This is a genomic window from Affinundibacterium nitidum, from assembly GCF_014284155.1.
GTDB classification, from domain to species: Bacteria; Pseudomonadota; Gammaproteobacteria; order Burkholderiales; family Burkholderiaceae_D; genus Undibacterium; species Undibacterium nitidum.
Genome location: NZ_JACOFZ010000001.1, coordinates 739,786 through 762,447, shown reverse-complemented (window position 1 = coordinate 762,447; position 22,662 = coordinate 739,786). Strand labels below are relative to the sequence as shown.

Sequence of the window (22,662 nt, the reverse complement as noted above, 5' to 3'; positions counted from 1 at the left end):
CTCGATCAATTTAGAATCGAATTCCGTTCGACGATGTTGATTTTGGCTTCGGTGCCTCTTGAGGTTTTGCATCTGCATTTTTCTTCTCACCAGCAACTTGTGGCGCTGCAGGTTCTGGATCTGAGTAGCGGTAGTCTTTCGGTAATTTGCTGGTCTCAGGATACCCAGCCGCAGCTAAAGCGGCGCGCCATTCGTTGCTTTCCAAACCTTTAAATTTGCTCTTATTGATTTGCATATACGGCAGTGCGGTATCTCCGCTTACTTGCATAAGTTTGTCTACGTCTTCGTTCGTTTTTACTGTTTTTTCTGTAAAAGGGATACCAGCTTGTTTCAGCAAGTTGCGACCTTCATTGCAGGCACCACAATTTGGTGCAGTGTAGAGGACAACTGGATTCTTACTAACCACCGCGGCCAATTCAGGAGGCAAATTCGCCGTCGATACGCTGCTATTGCTCTCAAAATTTTTGCTCGCCAATTTTTTTGCATTCGCAGGCGGAGGCGTGTCGCTATAGACGATTTTTCCATTTGGACCAACCCATTTATACATTTGTGCTTGGGCCTGACTACTGATCAGAAGTAGGGCGCTTAAACTCAGAATGAGTGCTACTGCTTTTGATGGGTAGGCTTTCATTAGGTTTTGCATGTTTAATTCTCCGCGATTCTATTGTTTGAGTGTTTTTGCACACTCAATTATTCATGCCATTATGGCGCAATAATGCTTCGATGGCGGGCTTTCTGCCTCGGAAAGCAACAAAGGACTCGAGTGCTGGCCGTGAGCCGCCAACTTCCAATATTTCAGTTTGGAATTGGTGGCCGGTGGTTCGCGACAAACTACTTCCTTCGAGCTTGGCAGCCTCTTCAAACGCACTGTAGGCATCGGCAGACAGAACTTCCGCCCATTTATAACTGAAATAACCCGCTGCGTAACCGCCCGCAAAAATGTGGCCAAAGGAGTGTTGAAATCGATTAAAAACTGGCGGTTGGATGACCGATACTTGGTCGCGCACCTCTTGCAAAGTCGCTGCAACTGTATGGTTACCATTCGATGCTGCATGCAGACGCATATCAAATAAGGCAAATTCCACTTGGCGCAATGTTTGTAATCCTGCTTGGAAGTTTTTGGCCGCAATCATCTTGTCATAGAGCGCACGCGGTAAAGACTGGCCAGTTTCGATGTGCGAAGTCATGTTTTGTAAGACATCCCACTCCCAGCAGAAGTTTTCCATGAATTGTGATGGCAGTTCAACCGCATCCCATTCCACGCCCGAAATACCGGAAACGGAGATATCGTCGACCTTGGTCAAGAGTTGGTGTAATCCGTGACCAAATTCGTGGAAAAGGGTGATGACTTCGTCATGGGTGAAGCTTGCAGGTTTGGCGACGCCGTCAACGACAACGGGTGCATTAAAATTACAAGTCAGATAAACAACTGGGGTTTGGATACCGCTTTCTTTCTTGCAGCGTGCGCGGGCATCATCCATCCAAGCACCGCCTTGTTTCGCCGCGCGGGCATAGAGATCAAGATAGAATTGTCCGACGAGTTGGCCATTTCTTTCGACGCGGAAGAATTTCACATCAGGATGCCATGTTGCTGCCTGGTCGGCTTGTATGTTCACAGCAAACAAAGTTTCGATCACGTGGAACAAACCAGCCACCACTTTAGGTTCTGGGAAGTACTGCTTTACTTCTTGCTCTGAAAAAGCGTAACGCTGTTCGCGCAATTTTTCAGAAACGAATGTGGTATCCCATGCTTGCAAGTCATCGATGCCAAATTGCTCTTTGGCAAATTGTCGTAATTCTTGCAAATCTTTTTCAGCAAATGGTTTTGCCTTATTGGCTAAGTCCAAGAGAAATGCTTCAACCTGCTCAGCGCTCTCTGCCATTTTTGGCACCAGCGAGACTTCGGCGAAATCGCGATAGCCGAGCAACTGTGCCTCTTCTTGGCGTAGGCGCAAGATGTCGTCAATCAAACCGCTGTTATCCCACTCGGGGTTGCTTCCAAGTTCAGATGCTTTTGTGGCGTTTGCACGGTAGATGGTCTCACGTAAAGCACGGTTCTCTGCGTATTGTAGGACGGGGAAGTAGGATGGAAAATGTAGGTTAAATTGATAGCCTTGTTTTTCATCTTGTTCTGCTGCGTGGCGCGCGGCTTGAAGAACGTCTTCCGGCAAGCCTTTGAGTTCAGTGACATCGCTGATTAGGAGTTTGTAGTCATTGGTTGCGTCCAACACGTTTTCTGAGAAGCGTGTGGAAAGGGCTGCCAATTTTTCTTGAACCTCTGCATAACGCTTTTTCTTGTCGTCGCTCAGTTCTGCGCCGCCGAGTTTGAAGTCACGTAAAGCATTGTTGATGATTTTCTTGCGGGCCGGACTAAGATCTGCATACTTGGGGCTCGCTGCGAGCGCTTTGTAATTCTGGTAAAGCTGTAAATTCTGACCAATGGCTGTCCAAAACTCTGTGACTTTAGGTTGCACTTCATTGTATGCGGCACGAAGTTCTGGCGTGTCTTTGACAGAATTCAAATGACTTACAATTCCCCATGCTCGACCAAGTTTTTCGGTGACCAGCTCTAAAGGCGTCACAAAGTTATCCCAATCAATATCAGCGATTGGTGCTTCGAGTTGAGATACTGTAGTTCGCGCTTGCGCTAATAATTCGTCAATCGCAGGCGCAACATGGCCAGCCTCAATTGCTTCAAAGCGTGGTAGGTCGGAAAAATCGAGCAGGGGATTTTCTTGCATCATTATTGATTCTTTAGGTTCTTTAAAGTATGGAATGACTAAGGCTACTTTTTACGGGCATTTCTTTCCAAAAATTACAGACGCTCGGCAGCTTCGATGGTATTGACCAATAGCATCGTAATCGTCATTGGGCCAACACCGCCTGGTACGGGCGTAATATAAGCAGCCACCTCTTTTACATTTGCATAGTCGACATCACCGCAGAGTTTGCCTTCCTCATCGCGGTTCATGCCAACGTCTAATACAACCGCACCCGGTTTCACCATATCAGCTGTAACGATATTGCGTTTGCCTGTGGCGACGACCAAGATGTCCGCATTACGAGTATGGGCACCGAGATCTTTGGTCTTAGAGTTACAGATGGTGACGGTAGCACCCGCTTGCAAGAGCAGCATGGCTTGTGGCTTGCCTACAATATTTGAAGCCCCAACTACAACCGCATTCGCACCGCGCACAGGGTAGTCAATTGATTCCAACATTTTCATGACGCCATAAGGTGTGCACGGGCGGAATAGGGGTTGGCCAGTCATCAACAAGCCTGCATTGCTAATATGGAAGCCGTCAACATCTTTTTCTGCTGCAATGGCTTCGATGACTTTGTTGGCATTGATATGTGCTGGTAAGGGCAATTGCACCAGAATGCCGTTAATTTTTGGATCGTTATTGAGACGATCAATATGCGCTAATAAGTCAGCTTCGCTTAGTGCGGCATCGTACTTTTCTAACAAAGAATAGAAACCGCAATCTTCACACGCCTTCACTTTATTGCGTACATACACTTGAGATGCAGGATTATCGCCGACCAAAATGACCGCCAAACCAGGCTGTTTTCCTTGTGCTGTCAACGCTGCGGCTCGTTTTGTCACGTCTTCGCGAATTTGTTGGGAGAGTTGGGTGCCGCTAATGATTTGTGCTGTCATGATAAATGTGCTCGAAAAAGGGCGAACCGTTGCTGGAGTTGGGCAAGGTCGGCTACGGACAAAAAAAAGGCTCAGGTGTGATTATAAAGGATGGAGGGCATCGCCATTACGACTTGCTGACTTTCTTGGAACTCGATCATGAAAAAAAGTTAAAAATTCATTTGAGGGCTTTCAGTTCATTTCGATCAATGTTTGATTGTGGTTTTTTGGATGGTTTCGAAATTGTTTCTGAATTTCACGAGTTTTGATGCCTCATAGGCGCTACTCCACAATGCTAGGGCACATCGATCTAGTTCATCCGACGGTACTTCAACGACCGAATTCGGGTGGCCCGCATCATAAAAAATAGTAAATTGAACATAAGATTGTATGTTGCATTGCGTCACAAATATCATAATATGAAATGCAATATCGTAATTTGAAATTTCAAAAAAGTACTGTTAGAATGCTCCTCATGCAAAAAATCGAGAGCAGTTTTCGTCCTGAAAAAGGCTTGAGAATTTTTCACATATCGCACAAGCTGGCGTAAAACTAAATAGTGCAATGGCGACAGTCTTTCTCGCATAGACGCTGTATCCAAAGCACATGACCTTTATCAACGAGGAGACCGTATGTCACAGATAGACCAAATTTTGGCGCAAGCCGTGAATGATCCCGATGTGATCGAAACCAATGAATGGCTGGATGCGCTAGAGTCTGTGATCGATACTGAAGGCCCAGATCGCGCTCACTATTTGATGGAACGTATGATGGATTTGGCGCGCCGTCGTGGTGCGAATATCCCGTTCTCCAGCAATACTGCCTATGTGAATACAATTCCTGCAGATAAAGGTGCCCATTGCCCAGGCAATTTGGAAATCGAAGAGCGTCTGCGTTCTTATATGCGATGGAATGCGATGGCGATGGTGGTGAAAGCCAATCGTCATGATGGTGACCTCGGTGGCCATTTGTCGAGCTTCGCGTCTTTAGCAAATATGTTGGGTATTGGCTTCAACCATTTCTGGCACGCTCCAACAGCGGATCACGGTGGTGATTTGCTGTACATTCAAGGTCATTCCTCTCCAGGTATTTATGCTCGCGCCTTCCTCGAAGGCCGCTTGAGCGAAGAGCAGCTCTTGCACTTCCGTCGTGAAGTTGATGGTAAAGGCTTGTCTTCCTACCCACATCCAAAATTGATGCCAGATTTCTGGCAGTTCCCTACGGTCTCCATGGGCTTGGGCCCATTGATGGCGATCTATCAAGCGCGTTTCTTGAAATACCTGCATGCACGCGGTATTGCTGACACCGAAAAACGTAAAGTTTGGGCGTTCTGCGGCGATGGTGAAATGGATGAACCTGAATCCATGGGTGCGATTGGTATGGCTGGTCGTGAGAAGTTGAATAATCTCGTGATCGTGGTCAACTGTAACTTGCAACGCCTTGATGGCCCAGTACGTGGCAATGGCAAAATCATTCAAGAGTTGGAATCCGATTTCCGTGGTGCAGGCTGGAACGTCGTTAAAGTCATCTGGGGTTCGGGCTGGGATGAGTTGCTGGCGAAAGACAAAGATGGTGCTTTGCGTAAGATCATGATGGAAACCGTGGACGGCGAATATCAGAACTACAAAGCCAAAGATGGTGCTTACGTCCGTTCTCATTTCTTTGGCAAAGACCCACGTACCTTGGCGATGGTCGCGCATATGTCAGACGATGACATCTGGCGTTTAACACGTGGCGGTCATGATCCTCACAAGATCTACGCAGCGTTTAAAGTAGCGCAAGAAAGCGTTGATCAACCAACCGTGATTTTGGCGAAGAGTATTAAAGGTTTTGGCTTCGGTAAATCTGGTGAGGCGCGCAACACGGCGCACAACACCAAGAAACTCGATGACGAAGCAATCAAGGCCTTGCGTGACCGCTTCCAATTGCCGATTGCGGATGAGCATCTGCCAGCAATTCCGTTCTTCAAACCGGCGGATGACACGCCAGAAATGAAGTACTTGCAAGAACGTCGTGCGGCGCTCGGTGGCTACCTGCCACAGCGTCGTCAACAAGCCGATGAGCAATTGGTAGTGCCACCATTGTCGGCATTCCAAGCGATGTTGGAACCAACAGCCGAAGGCCGTGAAATCTCAACGACAGCTTCGTATGTTCGGGTACTGACTTCCTTGTTGCGCGATAGCAGCCTCGGTCAACGCGTCGTGCCTATCATGGTGGATGAATCCCGTACTTTTGGTATGGAAGGTCTGTTCCGTCAGATCGGTATTTTCAGTCAAGTGGGGCAACTGTACGAACCAGTCGATAAAGATCAGGTGATGTACTACCGCGAAGACAAAGCGGGTCAGATTTTGCAAGAAGGCATTAATGAAGCCGGTGGTATGAGTTCTTGGATCGCGGCAGCGACATCCTACTCCACGAATAATCGCGTGATGATCCCGTTCTACACCTACTATTCTATGTTCGGTCTACAACGTATCGGCGACTTGGCGTGGGCAGCGGCCGATATGCGTGCACGTGGTTTCTTGATCGGTGGTACTGCTGGCCGTACAACTTTGAACGGTGAGGGTTTGCAGCATGAAGATGGTCATAGCCATGTGATGGCATCGACGATTCCAAATTGCGTTTCATACGATCCTACATTTGCTCATGAAGTAGCGGTCATTATCCATGACGGTTTGCGTCGCATGGTGACCAATCAGGAAGACGTGTTCTACTACCTGACGGTGATGAATGAAAACTACGCCCATCCAGGCTTAGTTGCAGGTCAAGAGGAAGGAATCCTCAAAGGTCTGTATTCTTTCAAGAAATCTGAAGCGAAAACAAAACATCGCGTGCAGTTGTTGGGCTCCGGCACGATCTTGCGTGAAGTCATCGCAGCAGCCGATTTGCTGCAAAACGATTGGGGTATTGCGGCTGATATTTGGTCTGCACCTTCGTTCACTTTGTTGGCACGTGATGGTCAAGATGCAGAACGTTGGAATATGTTGCATCCAACAGAAACACCACGTGTGCCGTACATCGCTGAGTGCTTGAAAGATACTGCTGGCCCTATCGTCGTATCAACAGACTACATGCGCGTCTACGCCGAACAAGTGCGTGCATTTATCCCTAAAGATCGCACATACAAAGTATTGGGTACCGATGGTTTCGGTCGTTCCGATAGCCGCGCGAAATTGCGTGAATTCTTCGAAGTGAATCGTTATTTTGTGACGATCGCTGCTTTGAAATCTTTGGCTGAAGAGGGTGCAATCTCAGCCTCCGTGGTGGCACAAGCGATTGAGAAATACGGTATTAATCCAAACAAACCAAATCCGGTCACTGTTTAATTGAAATGAGTTTGGAGACCCTTGTTCTTCTATACGTTCAAGGGTCTTTGCGAATTTCGACAAGTTTTTCAATATTGAATTCAGTGCCCAATTGAACCAGGCACTTTCGTGAAGAATCGGAGCGTACAGAATGAGTACAGTAGAAGTCAAAGTGCCGGATATCGGTGATTTTAAAGAAGTTGAAGTGATTGAGTTGATGGTGAAAGTGGGTGATACCATCAAAGTCGATCAATCCTTGATCACGGTTGAATCGGATAAAGCCAGTATGGAGATTCCATCGAGCCATGCGGGCGTGGTGAAAGAAGTCAAAGTCAAAGTGGGCGATAAAGTTGCCCTAGGCTCCTTGGTGGTGATCGTTGAAGCGGATGGCGCAGCGGCTCCAGCCGCGGTATCGACTCCAGCCCCAGCACCCGCTGCAGCGCCGGCACCAGTAGTCGCGCCTGCAGCCGCTCCAGCACCGGCAGCGGCACCAGCACCAACTCCGGCCGCAGCAAGCGTTGTGGGTGTGGCGACCGCACCAGCGGGTAAAGCCCATGCATCACCTTCGATCCGTAAATTTGCACGTGAATTAGGCGTTGATTTAAGCAAAGTACCAGGCACGGCACCGAAAGGTCGTATCACCCAACAAGACGTACAAAATTTTGTCAAAGGTGTGATCGCTGGATCTGCGAATGCTCCGGTCGCTAGCGCGGCAAGTACGAATGGCAGTGGTGCAGGTCTAAATCTGTTGCCATGGCCTTCATTAGATTTTAGTAAGTTCGGTGCAACTGAAACGCAACCATTGTCTCGTATCAAGAAACTCAGTGGTCCGAATTTGCATCGTAACTGGGTCATGATTCCACATGTGACACAATTTGATGAAGCTGATATTTCTGATCTTGAAGAGTTCCGTAAATCTTCCAATACTGCATTGGCGAAGTCTGGCGTGAAGTTGACTATGCTGGCTTTCGTGATCAAGGCAAGTGTGTCAGCCTTGAAGAAATTCCCAGCATTTAACTCATCCTTGGATGCGAACGGTGAAAACCTGATTCTTAAGAAGTACTACAACATTGGTTTCGCTGCAGATACACCAAATGGCTTGGTGGTTCCAGTCGTAAAAAATGCCGATCAAAAAACCTTGTCGCAAATCGCGAACGAAATGGGTGAACTCTCTGCACAAGCGCGTGACGGCAAGTTGAAACCTGCTGACATGCAAGGCGCCACTTTCACGATTTCTTCTTTGGGTGGTATTGGTGGTACAGCGTTTACACCGATTATCAACGCGCCTGAAGTCGCAATTCTCGGTTTGTCTAAGTCTTCGATGAAGCCTGTGTGGGATGGCAAACAATTCGTGCCACGTTTAATGTTGCCATTGTCCTTGTCTTACGACCACCGCGTGATTGATGGCGCGATGGCGGCGAAATTCACTGCATATCTAGCGGATGTACTCGCGGATTTGCGTAAGACCATGTTGTAATCAGGAGCGATGACGATGAGCACAATTGAAGTCAAAGTCCCTGATATTGGCGACTTTAAAGAAGTAGAAATTATCGAGGTAATGGTCAAGGTTGGCGATACGATCAAGGTTGATCAATCTTTAATTACCGTTGAGTCTGACAAGGCGAGTATGGAGATTCCTTCTAGTCATGCTGGCGTGGTAAAAGAGCTCAAGATCAAGGTTGGTGACAAAGTTGCTGAAGGTAGTATCGTATTGGTGGTAGAAGCTGCTGGTGCTGCTGTATCCGCAGCACCATCGCCATCCGCAACACCAGCTCCGGCCGCTGAAGCACCAGTTGCTGCGGTTTCAGCTACCATTGCAGCCACCGTTGCAGCAACGGTATCAAGCGGACCCATCGAGGTTAAAGTTCCTGATATCGGTGATTTCAAAGAAGTTGAAGTCATCGAGGTCATGGTAAAAGTGGGCGACACGGTAAAGGTTGATCAGTCCTTGGTGACGGTGGAATCCGATAAGGCAAGTATGGAAATTCCATCTAGCCATGCAGGTGTCGTCAAAGAGTTAAAAGTTAAAGTGGGTGATAAAGTTGCTGAGGGTAGTTTGTTGATCGTTGTTGAAGGGACTGCTTCTGCACCTGCAGCGACTGCGGCTGCATCGCCTGCTCCAGCTCCTGCAGCCAGTGCACCTGCGGTCGTTGCACCGCCGGCTTCTAACTATGCTGGCACCGTCGATATCGAATGCGACATGATGGTCTTAGGTGCAGGTCCTGGTGGTTACTCAGCAGCCTTCCGCTCTGCCGATCTAGGTTTGAGCACAGTCTTGGTTGAGCGTTATTCGACCTTGGGTGGTGTGTGTTTGAATGTCGGTTGTATTCCATCGAAAGCCTTGTTACACGTGGCGGCAGTGATTGATGAAACCGCCGCCATGTCAGGCCATGGAGTGACCTTTGCCAAACCGCAAATCGATCTCGATGCTTTGCGTGCACATAAAGATGGCGTCATTAAACAAATGACCGGCGGTTTAGATGGTATGGCCAAAGCGCGTAAGGTCAATGTGGTGCAAGGCCTCGGTCAGTTCGTCAGTCCACATCACATCGAAGTGACCGCAGCGGACGGTAGCAAGAAAGTAGTGCAGTTCAAGCAAGCGATTATCGCTGCTGGTTCTTCTGTGGTGAAATTACCTTTCGTGCCGGAAGATCCACGCATCGTCGACAGTACGGGTGCTTTGGAATTGCGTCAAATTCCAAAACGTATGTTGGTCATCGGTGGTGGCATTATTGGCTTAGAGATGGCGACCGTGTATTCGACTTTGGGTGCGCGTATCGACGTCGTCGAAATGATGGATGGTTTGATGCAAGGTGCCGATCGTGACATGGTCAAGGTCTGGCAGAAACATAATCAGCATCGCTTCGATAATGTGATGACCAAGACCAAAACAGTTGGCGTTGAAGCACTACCAGAAGGCATCAAAGTGACATTTGAGGCTGCAGAAGCGGGCGCAGCTGCACCTGCGCCACAACTCTACGATTTGGTGTTGGTGGCAGTGGGACGCAGTCCGAACGGTAAGAAAATCGCTGCCGAAAAAGCTGGTGTGGCCGTGACGGATCGTGGTTTCATCAACGTCGACAAACAAATGCGCACGAACGTGCCGCATATTTTTGCGATTGGTGATTTGGTTGGACAACCGATGTTGGCACACAAAGCCGTGCATGAGGCGCATGTTGCGGCAGAAGCAGCGGCTGGCCACAAAGCATTCTTTGATGCGACTGTGATTCCATCAGTGGCATACACGGATCCTGAAGTAGCATGGGTTGGTGTGACCGAAGACGAAGCGAAAGCCAAAGGCTTGGCGATCGAGAAAGGTGTCTTCCCATGGGCAGCATCTGGTCGCGCTGTTGCGAATGGCCGTGCTGAAGGCTTCACGAAGTTGATTTTTGATGCCGAAAGTAAGCGTGTTATCGGTGGCGGCATCGTCGGTACCCATGCGGGCGACATGATCGGTGAAGTCGCTGTTGCGATTGAAATGGGTGCTGATGCAGTGGATATCGGTAAGACGATCCATCCGCATCCAACGCTTGGTGAGTCTATCGGTATGGCAGCCGAGGTCTATAAAGGTGTTTGCACTGATTTGCCACCGCAACGCAAAAAATAAGTTTTAATTGTGGAAGAAAAAATCCCCGAATCGATTCGGGGATTTTTTTTTGTCGATAAGTTTTACACTATATAGTTTCCTTATCGAGTGCAAAGCCTGCCCTGAAAATGTAGTAAATTGTGTCTTTGGTGCGCTGCAGAATAAAACTTTCTTGTAGTAAATTTTTGTTTGCGCGATACTGAATTTGAACCGAGTTTACTCACTTTTCATCGAGTGCTTATTCGCATGATCCCAATGTGCGAATAGCCGATTGACCTGCAGTTTCACTGTTCAGGAATGACTATGCTGCCGCGTATCGATGCCATCATGACCGTGTTTCTCCGACTGATGTCGGTCACACGTTTCCGTTTTATCGCTGAGCTTTCCTTTATTTTTATTCTGGTTTGGTGTGGTTGCGCCATGCTGATTTTCGCCTTTGAGAACGGGATTAATCCGCGCATCCATGATCGTCTTGATGCGATTTATTATTTACTGGTGACGATGACCACATCCGGTGATTCGGCTGTGACGCCAATGACTACCGGTGGCCGAGTCGTCATGAGCTTCGCTTTGATTCTATCGAAATTGTTGACGGCATTGTTATGCGCAGTGGCAGCGGCGGTTTTAATTGATCATAAATTGAAAGTAGAAATGGGGTTGAAAATGCATAAATTAAGCAATCACATTGTGATCATTGGTTGGAATTTGAAGGGTACGCAAATCGTTTCCAGTTTTCGCAAGAATCCCACGCTACAAAAAGACGAGATTGTGGTGATGGCTGATATAGAACAAAAGCCGGTCGATGACCCCTTGGTGTCTTTTACGCGAGCACCGTACCCAATTCGTGGCGATGCGATACAGCGTGCTTGCTTACCTGAGGCGAGAGTGGTGGTGGTGTTAGCGAATTACGCGGAACGCCAATATGCGGATGCTTTGACAGCCGTCAATTGCATGATGGTGCGCAAAGAGAATCCTAAAGCAAAAATTGTAGCGGAGTTGCTCGATCCAGGGCAGCGCACCTATCTTGAAACCTCCGGTGCGGATTCTGTCGTGAGTATTGGTGACGTCGGTGGCTTCTTGTTAGCCGAAGCAGTTTCAGGTAGCGAAGAAGCGCAGTTCTTGTTGAATGCGGTAGCTCGGCGCGCGATGAGCGACTAACTTAATTGCTAGACGGTGCAATCAGTTCTTCTTGTTGCAGCACCGTCCATTCTTTGACCGTATCGTTGATGAAGCCACATTCACGCATGGCTACGGTGACCGAACCATTATCGACCAATTGAACCAATGCGGGAAATACCGTATCGGCTATTTTCTTGCCAAGCTCATTACGGCTTACGCCAAAATGGCGACTTCCATGCAGGCTAACAACAAGTCCTGGAATTGGTATCAATCGACAGCCATCATATTCTATGCAGAGGTCATCGTTGTTGGGGAAAGGGGCAAGCACTACATCGACTTCTCCGCCGCTCACCATGTACACCATTTGACGCCATGTTTTGACATCAACACAGTGAAGAGCGCCGAGATTTTGCAGAGTTTGCCAATCGACGCTCCAGTCGCTATTGCTAGCGATGCGCATGGTCTGGAAGTCTTTGATATCTTTGCAGGCTAGGGCGACGCTATTGTTGGGGCGAGTATAAATGCCGACTATGGTTTGGCCATCGCGAATGATGGGCTCCGAGATGACCAACTCACCAAGAAAAGCCTGTAAATCGTTCTTCCATGCAGTGGTCGCTAACGCAGTAATCAATCCTTCACGTAACTTCTCGATGCCTTGGCTATAGTTATCGACGGCGATGAGTTCGATGCCGGTATTCGGCAAACTGGCCTGTATCGCCCGTAAAAAGAGTGCGAGCTCAATTACATCACGGCGACTATGTTCGCCGCCAAAGTACGTTACTTCGCCAATTTTTCTACCATTGAGAAAACGATAGTAGTCATCAAGCACGTCTTTAGGCACAGCGAGTTTGGCTTTGATACTCTCAGAATTCGGTGCGACAAGAGGGAGATCCAAAATAATGGTGGTGCCACGTTGAGGTTCTGACTGAATATCGATCTTGCCACCGAAAGCTTGTGTGACGACATTGTAGGCAAGGTGCATACCGAGGCCGCTGCCGCCTTTCCCTAGCTTTGTTGTGAAGAAGGGCTCAAAAATACGACGTAAAACACTGGCTGAAATGCCGAGCCCATTATCTTCAAAGCGTATTGTCACCTGACTCTCTGAAGTGCGATGGGCGCAAAGACGCATGGTTCCGGCATCGATGCCTTCAAATGCATGCAATATTGAATTGTTAATGAAGTTCATGATGACCTGGCTTAGCGGCCCAGGATAAGAATTCATTTCGATATCATCATCGACTTCAAGGACTAGTTGATGGTGTGTATGTTTTAAGCGCGGTGCCATGGCCAACACGGTTTCTTCGAGTACAGCTTTTAAATTGAACTCACGACGTTGGCCAGAGTGTTGATCTGCAGATAGCTGTTTAAAGCTCGCAATCAAGGTGGCGGAACGTTCGAGATTTTGAATCAATATTTCGGTGCCTTTGAGTGCATCTTCGAAAAACTCATTGAGTGCGCGCTTAGTTAAACCAGTATTTGTTGCGGCGTGCAGTTTCTTCGTGATGTCGGAGAGCGTACTTCCGACAAGCAAGGCATTACCAATCGGCGTGTTGAGTTCGTGAGCGATACCCGATACTAGTGTTCCGAGCGCAGCATTTTTTTCACTTTGCACCAGTTCATTTCGTGCACCTTCTAGATTTTGCAAGGTATCGATGAGGCGAGCATTGCTTGTGGCGAGTGCCCGTGTTCGCTCTTCTACGCGTGACTCCAATATTTCATTGGCTATACGCAGTTCATGACGTAGTTGATCCGACTGTTCTAATTCTCGCGACGATTGGAGCCATGAATTTAATAAGTACATGACAATCGCGAAGAGCCAAACGAAGATAATAATCAAGCGGAAGTTGGCAGAAGAAATCCAACGTCCACTTAATTCAATGCCCTTCAGTTTGATTTCGTGACGGCCAGGTCTGACATTGCCGCCAGTGACTACACTGAGAGAAACGACACGGTCTAGCTCTGGGCCTAAATGAGCAACGGGCATCGGATGTTCTTGCACCCACCATGAGGCCACCATGAATTGACTAAGTTTAAAGCTAACTTCGGCTGTTTCGTGACTCGGATCAAAAACGACTTCATGCGGTTTGAGTGTGGTGCTCTCCTGATCCTTTGAATAAACAGGATTAAAGTTGCGCAGAAAGACACGTAGCTGGTGTGAGTCCTCAGGTCCGCTGCTCTCAATTCTTAATTTCAACGTATCAAAACGACGTAAATCTATGCCTTCATCATTGGGTGAAAGACTTAAGGCGAGTTCACAAAAAGGCCATTGATAAGCATTAACTATGTCACAGGAGAGGACTTGCGAATTGTCCTTTTGAATGAGTTGAGCCACACTTTTTCCACCTTCAGGACGGTCGTCAATCGCACTAAAGCTGGAGGAGGGGAGTTGATCGAGGCGCCAAGTTTGCCACATCCAATTTTCATGGGCATACAGCGCAAACAAAGTGACGAGCACTAAGCCTAGCAGCAGCCGATTAAATAATCGATTAACCATAGCCCCAAACGTGTGTTGCGTGAAGGTGAAAGGAATCTACTCATTCTACGCGCAAATATTTTGTCTAGCAGTAACAACCCTTGAAGACCGTGGTTTTGACGTTGAATTTGATGGATTTATTGAATGCATATTCGTATTCTTAGCTGTTCTGTTGTAGTTTGTCCTCTGCTTGGATTTTTCACTTGTGCCGAATAATGTTTCTGCTCATACTCTAATTTTAAATATATTTAAAATATTTTAACGCGATCAAATTTGGAGATTCTATGTTGAAATTGAAGAGCTTCATGTCGTGCTTCATCCTCATTTCGCTGACAGCATGTGATACTTCACCGAATCTTCCATTTACCGTTACCCAAGGTTTGTTGTTTCTATTTTCTTGTTTGGCTTTGGTGTTTATTGTTTCCTGGTTTGTTCGCTTGAAAGAAATGAGCCAAAACGGAGTGCGTTGGCGATGGCCGCGCCCTATTGAATTATTGATTGGTGCGATTACCGATTTTTTCGATACACTAGGAATAGGCGCGTTTGCTCCGAGCACGGCGATGTTTCGTATAGCGAAGCTGGTCCCGGATGAGTTGATCCCCGGCACATTGAATGTAGGGCACACATTGCCGACGATTGCGCAAGCCCTTATTTTTATTCAAATAGTTGATGTCGCGCCAGCGACCTTACTGCCGATGATGTTCGCAGCCGGTATTGGTGCTTGGATAGGCACTAAAGTGGTGGGGCAACTGCCACGATTCCATATTCGCGTTGGGATGGGCGTAGCATTGTTGCTGGCAGCAAGTATTATGCTGCTTTCCCTTTTGGGTGTCCTGCCTGCGGGGCTCGACGCTTTGTCACTGAGTGGCTGGAAATGGTGGGCGGGCGTCTTGGGTAATTTTGTTTTAGGCTTATTGATGCCTTTGGGGATAGGCTTATACGCGCCATGCATGATCTTGGTTAGTCTATTGGGGATGAGTCCCTTAGCGGCTTTTCCCATTATGATGGGTTCATGTGCGTTCTTAATGCCCATCAGTAGTTTAGGATTTTTCAAGAACGGACGTTATTTGCCTTCAGCCGCGTTAGGCTTGGCACTCGCCGGGGTACCAGGTGTTTTGCTGGCGGCATTTTTAGTTAAATCATTACCCTTAGAATACCTGCGTTGGATTGTGGTCACAGTAGTCTTGATTGTCGCAGTAACGATTCTGAAATCAGCAATGGAAGAGCGGAAGCAATAATTATTGGTTCCGGATACTGGAGAATTGCTGGGCTGTGACAGCCTATTGATCTGATTTTTCTAGTTCAATCAAACGTTTGATTTATGTGCTACACTGCGGCGCATGAATACATCTCCACCTATTAAAGGCAATAATCGTGCGTCTCGGACCGATGGGCAAGAGGCACGTGATCGCCTGTTCGCATGTGCCCTTCGACTGTTTGCTGAAAAAGGTTATGCCAAAACTTCAACACGCGAACTCGCACAGGCGGCACAGGTCAACATTTCTGCAATTAGTTATTATTTCGGCGATAAGGCTCAACTTTATCGTAGCGTTTTCAATGACTCACGCTGCAATCCCAATATTGAACCGGCGTACTTTGACGACCAAGAACTGAGTTTAGAGGACGGAATTGCAGGCATGATGCGAGTGTTTGGTGACAGCATGAAGCAGGGCGAGCTGGCACAAAACTGCTTGAAGTTACATATCCGCGAGATGCTAGAGCCGACGGGTCTATGGACTGAAGAAATTGAAACACAAATCAAACCGGCCCACCAATCTTTTGTCCGCTTTTTGGCGCGACATATTTCTCAGAAGCGTGCTGATGACGATATGCATCGATTAGCATTCGCGATCTCTGGTTTGGCATTGACCATGATGGTTAATGGCGACGTGATTATGGCCGTGCGTCCGAGTTTGATCAATAAAAGCAAAGCAATTGATGACTATGTTGAAAGCTTGAGCGAGTATGCACTTGCGATGTGCGAACGAGAAGCTAAAAGAAGAAAGAAATAGTTATCGCATGACGCCATGCATGGTCTTTGGCTTTTGTGGAAATAAAGATTTTGAAATTGAATAAAAAGGAAATGATGATGAAACAACTAAAGCCTACATTGTATCTTCTGAATAATTCGCGAATCATGATCGTGCTGGCAATGGCCGGTTTGACCGCGATGTCGCCGAGCTGGGCACAGAATTCAGCTAGCGCCAGCGCTGGTTCAAGCGCCTCAAATAAAGCGGCGGCGACGAGCAAGCCAGCCTTAACCGTAACGGCGACTCAAGTTGGTAGCGGACAAATGGCAACACGCTTAACTGCAAATGGAAGCATCGCTGCTTGGCAGGAAGCGAGTATAGGTTCGGAATCAAACGGACTACGAATTGCTGAAATTTATGTGAATGTTGGCGATGTCGTTAAGAAAGGACAACTGCTCGCCAGCTTTGCTAGTGAATCGGTGCAGGCAGATCTGGCACAAGCTAAAGCGGCTCTTGCAGAGGCAGAGGCGACAGCCAGTGAGGCGATCACCAATGCAGATCGTGCTCGCGGTTTGCAAGCCAGTGGTGCCATCAGTAAGCAACAAATTGGTCAATACTTAACCGCAGAGACAACAGCTAGAGCACGCGTGAATGCGGCAAAGGCGGTACTCGACGTGCAGCAATTGCGTATGAAGTACACGCAAGTACTGGCACCAGATCATGGCACTATTTCAGCGCGTTTGGGGACGGTCGGCGCGGTGGTCGGTGCCGGTGCAGAGCTTTTTCGAATGATACGTCAAGGTCGTCTGGAATGGCGCGCGGAGGTAACTTCCGCTGAATTAAGCAAATTGTCGGCAGGCATGCCCGTAACAGTCTATGCACCCAATGGTGATCAAGCCACAGGTAAAGTGAGAATGGTGGCACCTACTGTTGACGTAAATAATCGAACCGGTCTCGTGTATGTCGATGTGATCGTAAGCAAAGAGAAAAATGCAGCAAACGCCTTTAAGCCTGGGATGTTTGCCCGCGGTGAGTTCCAATTGGGCAGTTCGCAAGCAATCACCATCCCTCAACAAGCTGTGGTAGTGCGCGATGGTTTCAGTTATGTGTTCAAGTTGAATCCGGATCAGCGTGTGACGCAAGTGAAGGTACAGACAGGACGCCGTATGGTGGTTAATGGGATGGAGCAGATCGAAGTGTTATCGGGCATTAACTCGGGTGCGCAAATTGCAGCGACTGGCGTGGGTTTCCTAAATGATGGCGATTTGGTGAAATTAGTGAGTGCTGCGCCACCCACAAATTCGGCGCCCGCAGTGAACTCAACTGCGGCCAAAAAGTAAGGGGTAAGCATGAACTTTTCTACGCTTTCAATTAAGAACCCAATACCCGCGATCATGCTATTTGCCTTGCTCAGTTTGGCAGGGATATTGGCATTTCGTAGCACGATCGTTCAAGATTTTCCTGACATCGAATTGCCCTTAGTGACGGTGAATGCCAGCTTGCCTGGCGCAGCGCCAGCGCAACTTGAAACCGAAGTCGCGCGCAAGATCGAAGATTCGGTGGCGACTTTACAAGGTGTAAAGAATGTTTACACCAATGTCCTCGACGGTAATGTGACGATTACTGTTGAGTTCGTATTGGAAAAAGTATTATCAGACGCGGTCAATGAAGTGCGTGATGCAGTGTCTGCAGTGCGAGCAGACTTGCCGAGCGAAATGCGAGATCCGACAGTGACTAAAATGTCGACAGCGGGGCGCGTTATCATGACCTATACCGTCGAGGCAGCAACACCAGAAAAAGGACGCGAGAATGTGCCTGGTGAGAATTCGACTCCGGACGTTCAAGACCTCAGCTGGTTTGTTGATAATACCGTGGCTAAACGCTTGCGTTCTGTCGCGGGTGTCGGTGCGGTCAAACGCATGGGCGGTGTCAATCGTGAAATCCGTGTGGAATTAAATGCGGACAAAATGGCTGCGCTGAATGTTTCTGCTGTTGATGTATCCCGTCGTCTCAAAATCGTGCAAAAAGAAGCACCTGGTGGCCGTGGTGATATCAGCGGAGCGGAGCAAGCGGTGCGCACCATTGCCACCGTCAAGACGGCAGAAGAATTGGCGCAGCTCGATATTCCCTTGCCTGACGGTCGACATTTACGTTTAGACCAAGTCGCGACTGTGACTGATACAGTGAGCGAGCCTCGTTCTAGAGCGAGCTTTAATGGACGTGATGTCGTTGGTTTTGAAATCTTTAGAACCAAGGGCGCTTCAGAAGTCGATGTCGCTCAAGGCGCACGTGCGGCCGTAGCCGAGCTACAGAAAAATCATCCTCAGTTCTTGTTCAAACAAGCCATCGATAATGCGCAGCCGGTAGAAGAGAATTTCAAAGGTTCGATGGAGTTGTTGTACGAAGGTGCTCTGTTAGCGGTATTGGTCGTGTGGTGGTTCTTGCGCGACTGGCGTTCGACTTTGGTGGCGGCAGCCGCATTGCCTTTATCAGTGATACCAACTTTTCTCGGTTTGAAGTATTTTGGTTACACCTTGAACACCGTTACTCTATTGTCATTGGCGTTGGTTGTCGGTGTCTTGGTCGATGACGCCATTGTCGAAATCGAGAATATCGCACGCCATTTGCAGATGGGCAAAACACCGATGCAGGCAGCTACTGAAGCGGCGGACGAGATCGGAATGGCTGTCATTGCGACGACGTTTGCTTTGGTAGCGGTATTTTTGCCAACCGCATTTATGGGGGGGGTGCCTGGTCTGTTCTTTAAACAGTTTGGATGGACTGCCGTGATCGCGATTCTCGCATCTTTAGTGGTGGCGCGATTGCTGACACCAATGATGGCCGCTTACATTTTGAAAGCAGTAGGGCCGGGTGAAAACGGCGCTCATCATGCACCGAAAGATAGTCGCATGATGCAAATGTATATGCGAACCATGCAATGGTGCTTACGTCATCGTTTCACCACAGTCGCATCTGCTGCGGTATTTTTTGTCGCTTCAATTGCTCTGGTAGGTTTGTTGCCAACTGGTTTTGTGCCTCCGTCTGATCGTGCGCAGACGCAAGTCAATGTCGAACTTCCACCAGGAAGTACCTTGGCAGAAACGAGTGCGATCGCGGAGCAAGCGCGGATCCAGATTATGTCGGTCAAAGGTATTACTGGAGTCTTTAGCTCGATTGGTGGTGGTTCAAGCGGTGATGCGTTCGCTCCAGGTGCAGCAGCGGAGGCCCGTCGTGCTGTGTTAACTGTGACAGCCGTGCATCGTGATCAGCGTAAAGAATCGATGTCAGATATTGATAATTTGATTCGAACAAAATTAAGCGAGTTGCCTGGTGCACGTTTCTCCGTCGGACCTTTGGATACTGGTGTGAAATTACAGTTGGTACTAAAGAGTGAGGATCCGGTGGCCTTGCTCGATACTGCAAAAAAAGTAGAGAGGGAATTACGTACATTAAAAGGCGTCGGCAATATTAGTTCGAGTGCGTCCTTGGTGCGACCTGAAATTATTGTCCGCCCTGATATGGCGAAAGCGGCTGATCTTGGTGTGACAGCAGACAGCATAGGTGAAACCGTGCGCGTCGCAACGGCTGGTGATTACGACATGGCATTATCGAAAATGAATCTCGCGCAACGTCAGTTGCCTATACGCGTTAAGCTTCCCAATGATGTTCGAGCTGATCTTGCTGCAATTGAACGTTTAACCGTGCCAGGTAAGCATGGACCGGTGATGTTGGCAAGCGTGGCGACGGTCACCATGGAATCAGGACCTGCACAAATTGATCGCTTGAATCGTAGCCGTAATGTGACTTTGGATGTGGAACTGGGCGGCCGCCAATTAGGTGAAGTCAATGAAGAGGCGCGTGCTTTGCCGACCATGAAGAATTTGCCGCCATCGGTCAGCATTGCTGAACTAGGTGATGCGCAAGAAATGCAAGCTTTGTTTGCCAGCTTTGGCATCGCAATGCTGATTGGCGTGCTTTGTATTTATGGCGTCTTGGTTTTGTTGTTCAAAGATTTTTTACAACCCGCCACAATTTTAGCGGCTCTGCCGCTTAGTATTGGTGGTGCTTTTGTCGCCTTATTGATCACCGGACGAGCATTGTCGATGCCTTCGATGATAGGTCTCATTATGCTGATGGGTATCGTCACCAAGAATTCCATCCTATTGGTTGATTACGCGATCATTGCCCGCAATGAAGGAATGGAGCGCTTTGCTGCTTTGGTTGATGCCTGTCATAAACGTAGTCGTCCAATTATTATGACGACGATTGCAATGGGGGCTGGCATGATGCCATTGGCCCTAGGATGGGGTGCCGATCCAAGTTTCCGTTCACCGATGGCGATTGCTGTAATTGGTGGATTGATTACTTCAACTTTGTTGAGTTTGTTGGTGGTGCCAGCGGTGTTTACTTACGTCGATGATTTTGAACATTTTGTGAAACGTCGGTTTTCAAGGAAGGTCCATTAAACCGGAATGTAACAGTTCTAGAAGGACACACATGAAAAGTGGGGCGCTCAGTTTAAATTTAGCGCCCCATTTGTTTGTTGCTCGAATTTATTCCTCGAATTCTCGAATCGCCCATTCAATTTCGTTCAAGACTTCTTGATGCGCTTGATTACGTTCACTTCTAAGCGCTTGTTTTAATATCGGAAGGGTTTGTGCATCGCCTAAATCACCCAAGGCATGGGCAGTCCGTTGGCGCACAATAGGAGAGGGATCAGAGAGTAAGGGAACAATCTTCTCGGCCCAAGATCTTTCGCCAAAGTCACCGATAGCGCCAACAGCTTCTGCTCGTACCAGAGCTTCTGGGTCTTTCAATAGAATCGAAATCACCGGAAGTGTCTCGAAAAAACGCATCTCACTCAAGCCCCATAATGCTAAACGACGGACCGTAGGATCATCGTCATGCAAAGCTAAAATTAGTATGGGGATGGCGCTACGTTGTTTAAAACTGTCGGAACCTTCACTCCGTCGCTCGTTGAAATTACGGTGACGTATCGCCTGTGCCAGAACACGAAAGTTGTCATTGTTTAGTGTCTCAAGTTGCTGCGCCACTTCGTCGGCAACGTGTCTCGGTGCTGCGGAATGTGTCAAGCTACTCTCGAATAATTGTCTTGGCCATTGAATCTGTTCACCCACGAGACTCAATGAGGCACTGACGAAGAGCATCAGTATGCTAACAATGATACCTACCATCCAATCGCGTTTGGTGACCGGTGTTCGCGCTTGTTCTGTGCTCAAAATATGGACGATGCGTTGATAAAGACTGCTGCCTTTAGCCGCTAAATTCATCACTACACTTCTTTGCTTATCCTCCGCACGCGAGACCTCAATCAGTATCTGTGCATAGTTAGACGCTTTTCCACCCATACGTAAGACGGTATTGTCGGCGGCACATTCCAATTGATAGCGGAATTGTTTTTGCAATAGCCAGATCATTGGATGAAACCAATAAATGGCACAGATAAATCGCATCACGATCACACACAGCCAATCATGATGCACGATATGAGCCAGCTCGTGTCGGAGAATATCATCTGGCTTATATTGGTGAAAGCTATTGGTGTCAATGACGATCGTGTGGTGCCATACGCCCCAGCTAACAGGCGAGGAGAATCGATCAGAAACTGCTAAATGTATCGGTCGCTGAATTCCAAATTGACTCTGCAGTTGTTGCAGTCTATCTGCCCAAAGATAATGGCGCGCGAGATGAAATTCTGCATCCATCGACTGCGGCAGTGGGTCTTGTGAACGAAGGAGTTTTACGATGCTTAGCGTGATTTTTAACACCAGAAAGGAGGCGATGATCCCATATAGTGTGAGAAAAATAGTGATTGAACTGAAGGATGATGCAGTAGATTTCAGCTCACTCGCTTGGTAAGCCAATTGCGGTAAGTTAGGGATCTCGAGTGCACTATCACTGATCGCAGATAAGGCTAAGGGCGCTTGCACTTTGAGCTGCGGAATAAGATCCCAGTTGTGCAGAATCGCAAATGGGGCGAGACATAAATAGAGCGAGGAGATGCGTACAACTAGAGCACGCTTGTCTGCGGAACCGAATCGAACAACACCCTGAAATGCAATGACGATAGCGAGAACTAAGCTGATTTTCCCGATGGCGTTGATGGCATCTAATAGGCTAATGTGTTCGATTCCGTAGGCTGGCATTAACGGCCTTCTTTTCTTGCTTTGTCGATCAAGGCTTGCAATTGGTTAATGTCCTTCGTGCTCAGTTTATCAGCCATGCCCAACAAAGCGGAGGCTGCACTAGCGGGGGAATTGTCAAAAAAAACTCCGACTAATTTCTTCAGCGCAGAATCAGCGACCACTTGTTTTTGCTCGATCGCTTGGTAGATGTAACGTTGTGCTTCTTCTCTATGCTTGAGTACGCCTTTGTCTTCTAAGCGTGCTAGCATCGCTCGTATCGCCGAGTTACTAATTTCTTCAGTGAGTTCAGTTTGAATCTGGGCAGCGGTCGCTTCGCCTAAACGATAAATGACTTCAACGATTTGACGTTCGCGCCAAGGCAGATCTTCGATTTTTGCTTTTTCCATGTTGCTACTCTTTAGT

At 48.0% G+C, this 22,662-nt stretch carries 14 protein-coding genes; 8 read left to right on the top strand and 6 right to left on the bottom strand.

Annotated features, from left to right (window positions below; all coding sequences use genetic code 11):
* Positions 1-10: 10 nt before the first annotated feature.
* The 3 genes from H8K36_RS03310 to folD form a co-directional block, all read right to left on the bottom strand.
* Positions 11-643: a glutaredoxin family protein gene (locus tag H8K36_RS03310; protein ID WP_186915094.1), complete on the bottom strand. Its 633-nt coding sequence runs from the start codon at positions 641-643 to the stop codon at positions 11-13.
* Between the two features lie 43 nt (positions 644-686).
* Positions 687-2,744 carry a M3 family metallopeptidase gene (locus tag H8K36_RS03305; RefSeq protein ID WP_186915095.1) on the bottom strand — a complete coding sequence of 686 codons (2,058 nt, stop codon included), beginning with the start codon at positions 2,742-2,744 and terminating at the stop codon, positions 687-689.
* Between the two features lie 71 nt (positions 2,745-2,815).
* Positions 2,816-3,661 carry a bifunctional methylenetetrahydrofolate dehydrogenase/methenyltetrahydrofolate cyclohydrolase FolD gene (folD, locus tag H8K36_RS03300; RefSeq protein ID WP_186915096.1) on the bottom strand — a complete coding sequence of 282 codons (846 nt, stop codon included), beginning with the start codon at positions 3,659-3,661 and terminating at the stop codon, positions 2,816-2,818.
* A 611-nt stretch (positions 3,662-4,272) separates the two neighbouring features.
* Here folD and aceE point away from each other — a divergent pair.
* The 4 genes from aceE to H8K36_RS03280 all read left to right on the top strand — a co-directional run bounded on the left by aceE (position 4,273) and on the right by H8K36_RS03280 (position 11,689).
* On the top strand, positions 4,273-6,966 hold the full coding sequence (gene aceE / locus H8K36_RS03295; protein ID WP_186915097.1) for a pyruvate dehydrogenase (acetyl-transferring), homodimeric type: 2,694 nt from the start codon (positions 4,273-4,275) through the stop codon (positions 6,964-6,966).
* Between the two features lie 130 nt (positions 6,967-7,096).
* Positions 7,097-8,422: a dihydrolipoyllysine-residue acetyltransferase gene (gene aceF, locus H8K36_RS03290; RefSeq protein ID WP_186915098.1), complete on the top strand. Its 1,326-nt coding sequence runs from the start codon at positions 7,097-7,099 to the stop codon at positions 8,420-8,422.
* A 15-nt stretch (positions 8,423-8,437) separates the two neighbouring features.
* Positions 8,438-10,552 (top strand): dihydrolipoyl dehydrogenase, encoded by a 2,115-nt coding sequence (gene lpdA, locus H8K36_RS03285; RefSeq protein WP_186915099.1) that lies wholly within the window; start codon positions 8,438-8,440, stop codon positions 10,550-10,552.
* Positions 10,553-10,834: 282 nt separating this feature from the next.
* Complete coding sequence (locus H8K36_RS03280) at positions 10,835-11,689, top strand: NAD-binding protein (RefSeq protein WP_186915100.1); 855 nt, start codon at positions 10,835-10,837, stop codon at positions 11,687-11,689.
* A gap of 1 nt (position 11,690) precedes the next feature.
* On the opposite strand, the gene H8K36_RS03275 is transcribed toward H8K36_RS03280, so the two are convergent.
* Positions 11,691-14,144: an ATP-binding protein gene (locus tag H8K36_RS03275; protein WP_186915101.1), complete on the bottom strand. Its 2,454-nt coding sequence runs from the start codon at positions 14,142-14,144 to the stop codon at positions 11,691-11,693.
* 263 nt (positions 14,145-14,407) lie between these two features.
* Here H8K36_RS03275 and H8K36_RS03270 point away from each other — a divergent pair, with 263 nt between their 5' ends.
* The 4 genes from H8K36_RS03270 to H8K36_RS03255 all read left to right on the top strand — a co-directional run bounded on the left by H8K36_RS03270 (position 14,408) and on the right by H8K36_RS03255 (position 20,559).
* Positions 14,408-15,361, top strand: a complete 954-nt coding sequence (locus tag H8K36_RS03270; RefSeq protein WP_222611102.1) for a sulfite exporter TauE/SafE family protein — start codon at positions 14,408-14,410, stop codon at positions 15,359-15,361.
* Positions 15,362-15,463: 102 nt separating this feature from the next.
* The gene (locus H8K36_RS03265; protein WP_186915102.1) at positions 15,464-16,135 is read left to right on the top strand and encodes a CerR family C-terminal domain-containing protein; all 672 of its coding nucleotides are present in this window, start codon (positions 15,464-15,466) and stop codon (positions 16,133-16,135) included.
* 77 nt (positions 16,136-16,212) lie between these two features.
* On the top strand, positions 16,213-17,433 hold the full coding sequence (locus H8K36_RS03260) for an efflux RND transporter periplasmic adaptor subunit (RefSeq protein WP_186915103.1): 1,221 nt from the start codon (positions 16,213-16,215) through the stop codon (positions 17,431-17,433).
* 9 nt (positions 17,434-17,442) lie between these two features.
* Positions 17,443-20,559, top strand: coding sequence for an efflux RND transporter permease subunit (locus H8K36_RS03255; protein ID WP_186915104.1), 3,117 nt, complete (start codon positions 17,443-17,445; stop codon positions 20,557-20,559).
* Between the two features lie 87 nt (positions 20,560-20,646).
* Here H8K36_RS03255 and H8K36_RS03250 read toward each other — a convergent pair whose 3' ends face one another.
* Both H8K36_RS03250 and H8K36_RS03245 read right to left on the bottom strand, forming a co-directional pair.
* Positions 20,647-22,260 carry a M56 family metallopeptidase gene (locus H8K36_RS03250; protein WP_186915105.1) on the bottom strand — a complete coding sequence of 538 codons (1,614 nt, stop codon included), beginning with the start codon at positions 22,258-22,260 and terminating at the stop codon, positions 20,647-20,649.
* Positions 22,260-22,646, bottom strand: a complete 387-nt coding sequence (locus tag H8K36_RS03245) for a BlaI/MecI/CopY family transcriptional regulator (RefSeq protein ID WP_186915106.1) — start codon at positions 22,644-22,646, stop codon at positions 22,260-22,262. The genes H8K36_RS03250 and H8K36_RS03245 overlap by 1 nt, the downstream gene beginning before the upstream one ends.
* Positions 22,647-22,662 lie beyond the last annotated feature (16 nt).

Excerpts from the sequence above, each read along its gene's own strand:
- aceE (WP_186915097.1), top strand. The coding sequence starts at position 4,273 with ATGTCACAGATAGACCAAATTTTGGCGCAAGCCGTGAATGATCCCGAT.
- H8K36_RS03305 (WP_186915095.1), bottom strand. The coding sequence starts at position 2,744 with ATGATGCAAGAAAATCCCCTGCTCGATTTTTCCGACCTACCACGCTTT.
- H8K36_RS03250 (WP_186915105.1), bottom strand. The coding sequence starts at position 22,260 with ATGCCAGCCTACGGAATCGAACACATTAGCCTATTAGATGCCATCAAC.
- H8K36_RS03265 (WP_186915102.1), top strand. The coding sequence starts at position 15,464 with ATGAATACATCTCCACCTATTAAAGGCAATAATCGTGCGTCTCGGACC.
- H8K36_RS03270 (WP_222611102.1), top strand. The coding sequence starts at position 14,408 with ATGTTGAAATTGAAGAGCTTCATGTCGTGCTTCATCCTCATTTCGCTG.
- H8K36_RS03255 (WP_186915104.1), top strand. The coding sequence starts at position 17,443 with ATGAACTTTTCTACGCTTTCAATTAAGAACCCAATACCCGCGATCATG.
- H8K36_RS03310 (WP_186915094.1), bottom strand. The coding sequence starts at position 643 with ATGCAAAACCTAATGAAAGCCTACCCATCAAAAGCAGTAGCACTCATT.
- folD (WP_186915096.1), bottom strand. The coding sequence starts at position 3,661 with ATGACAGCACAAATCATTAGCGGCACCCAACTCTCCCAACAAATTCGC.
- lpdA (WP_186915099.1), top strand. The coding sequence starts at position 8,438 with ATGAGCACAATTGAAGTCAAAGTCCCTGATATTGGCGACTTTAAAGAA.
- H8K36_RS03260 (WP_186915103.1), top strand. The coding sequence starts at position 16,213 with ATGAAACAACTAAAGCCTACATTGTATCTTCTGAATAATTCGCGAATC.
- H8K36_RS03245 (WP_186915106.1), bottom strand. The coding sequence starts at position 22,646 with ATGGAAAAAGCAAAAATCGAAGATCTGCCTTGGCGCGAACGTCAAATC.
- aceF (WP_186915098.1), top strand. The coding sequence starts at position 7,097 with ATGAGTACAGTAGAAGTCAAAGTGCCGGATATCGGTGATTTTAAAGAA.
- H8K36_RS03280 (WP_186915100.1), top strand. The coding sequence starts at position 10,835 with ATGCTGCCGCGTATCGATGCCATCATGACCGTGTTTCTCCGACTGATG.
- H8K36_RS03275 (WP_186915101.1), bottom strand. The coding sequence starts at position 14,144 with ATGGTTAATCGATTATTTAATCGGCTGCTGCTAGGCTTAGTGCTCGTC.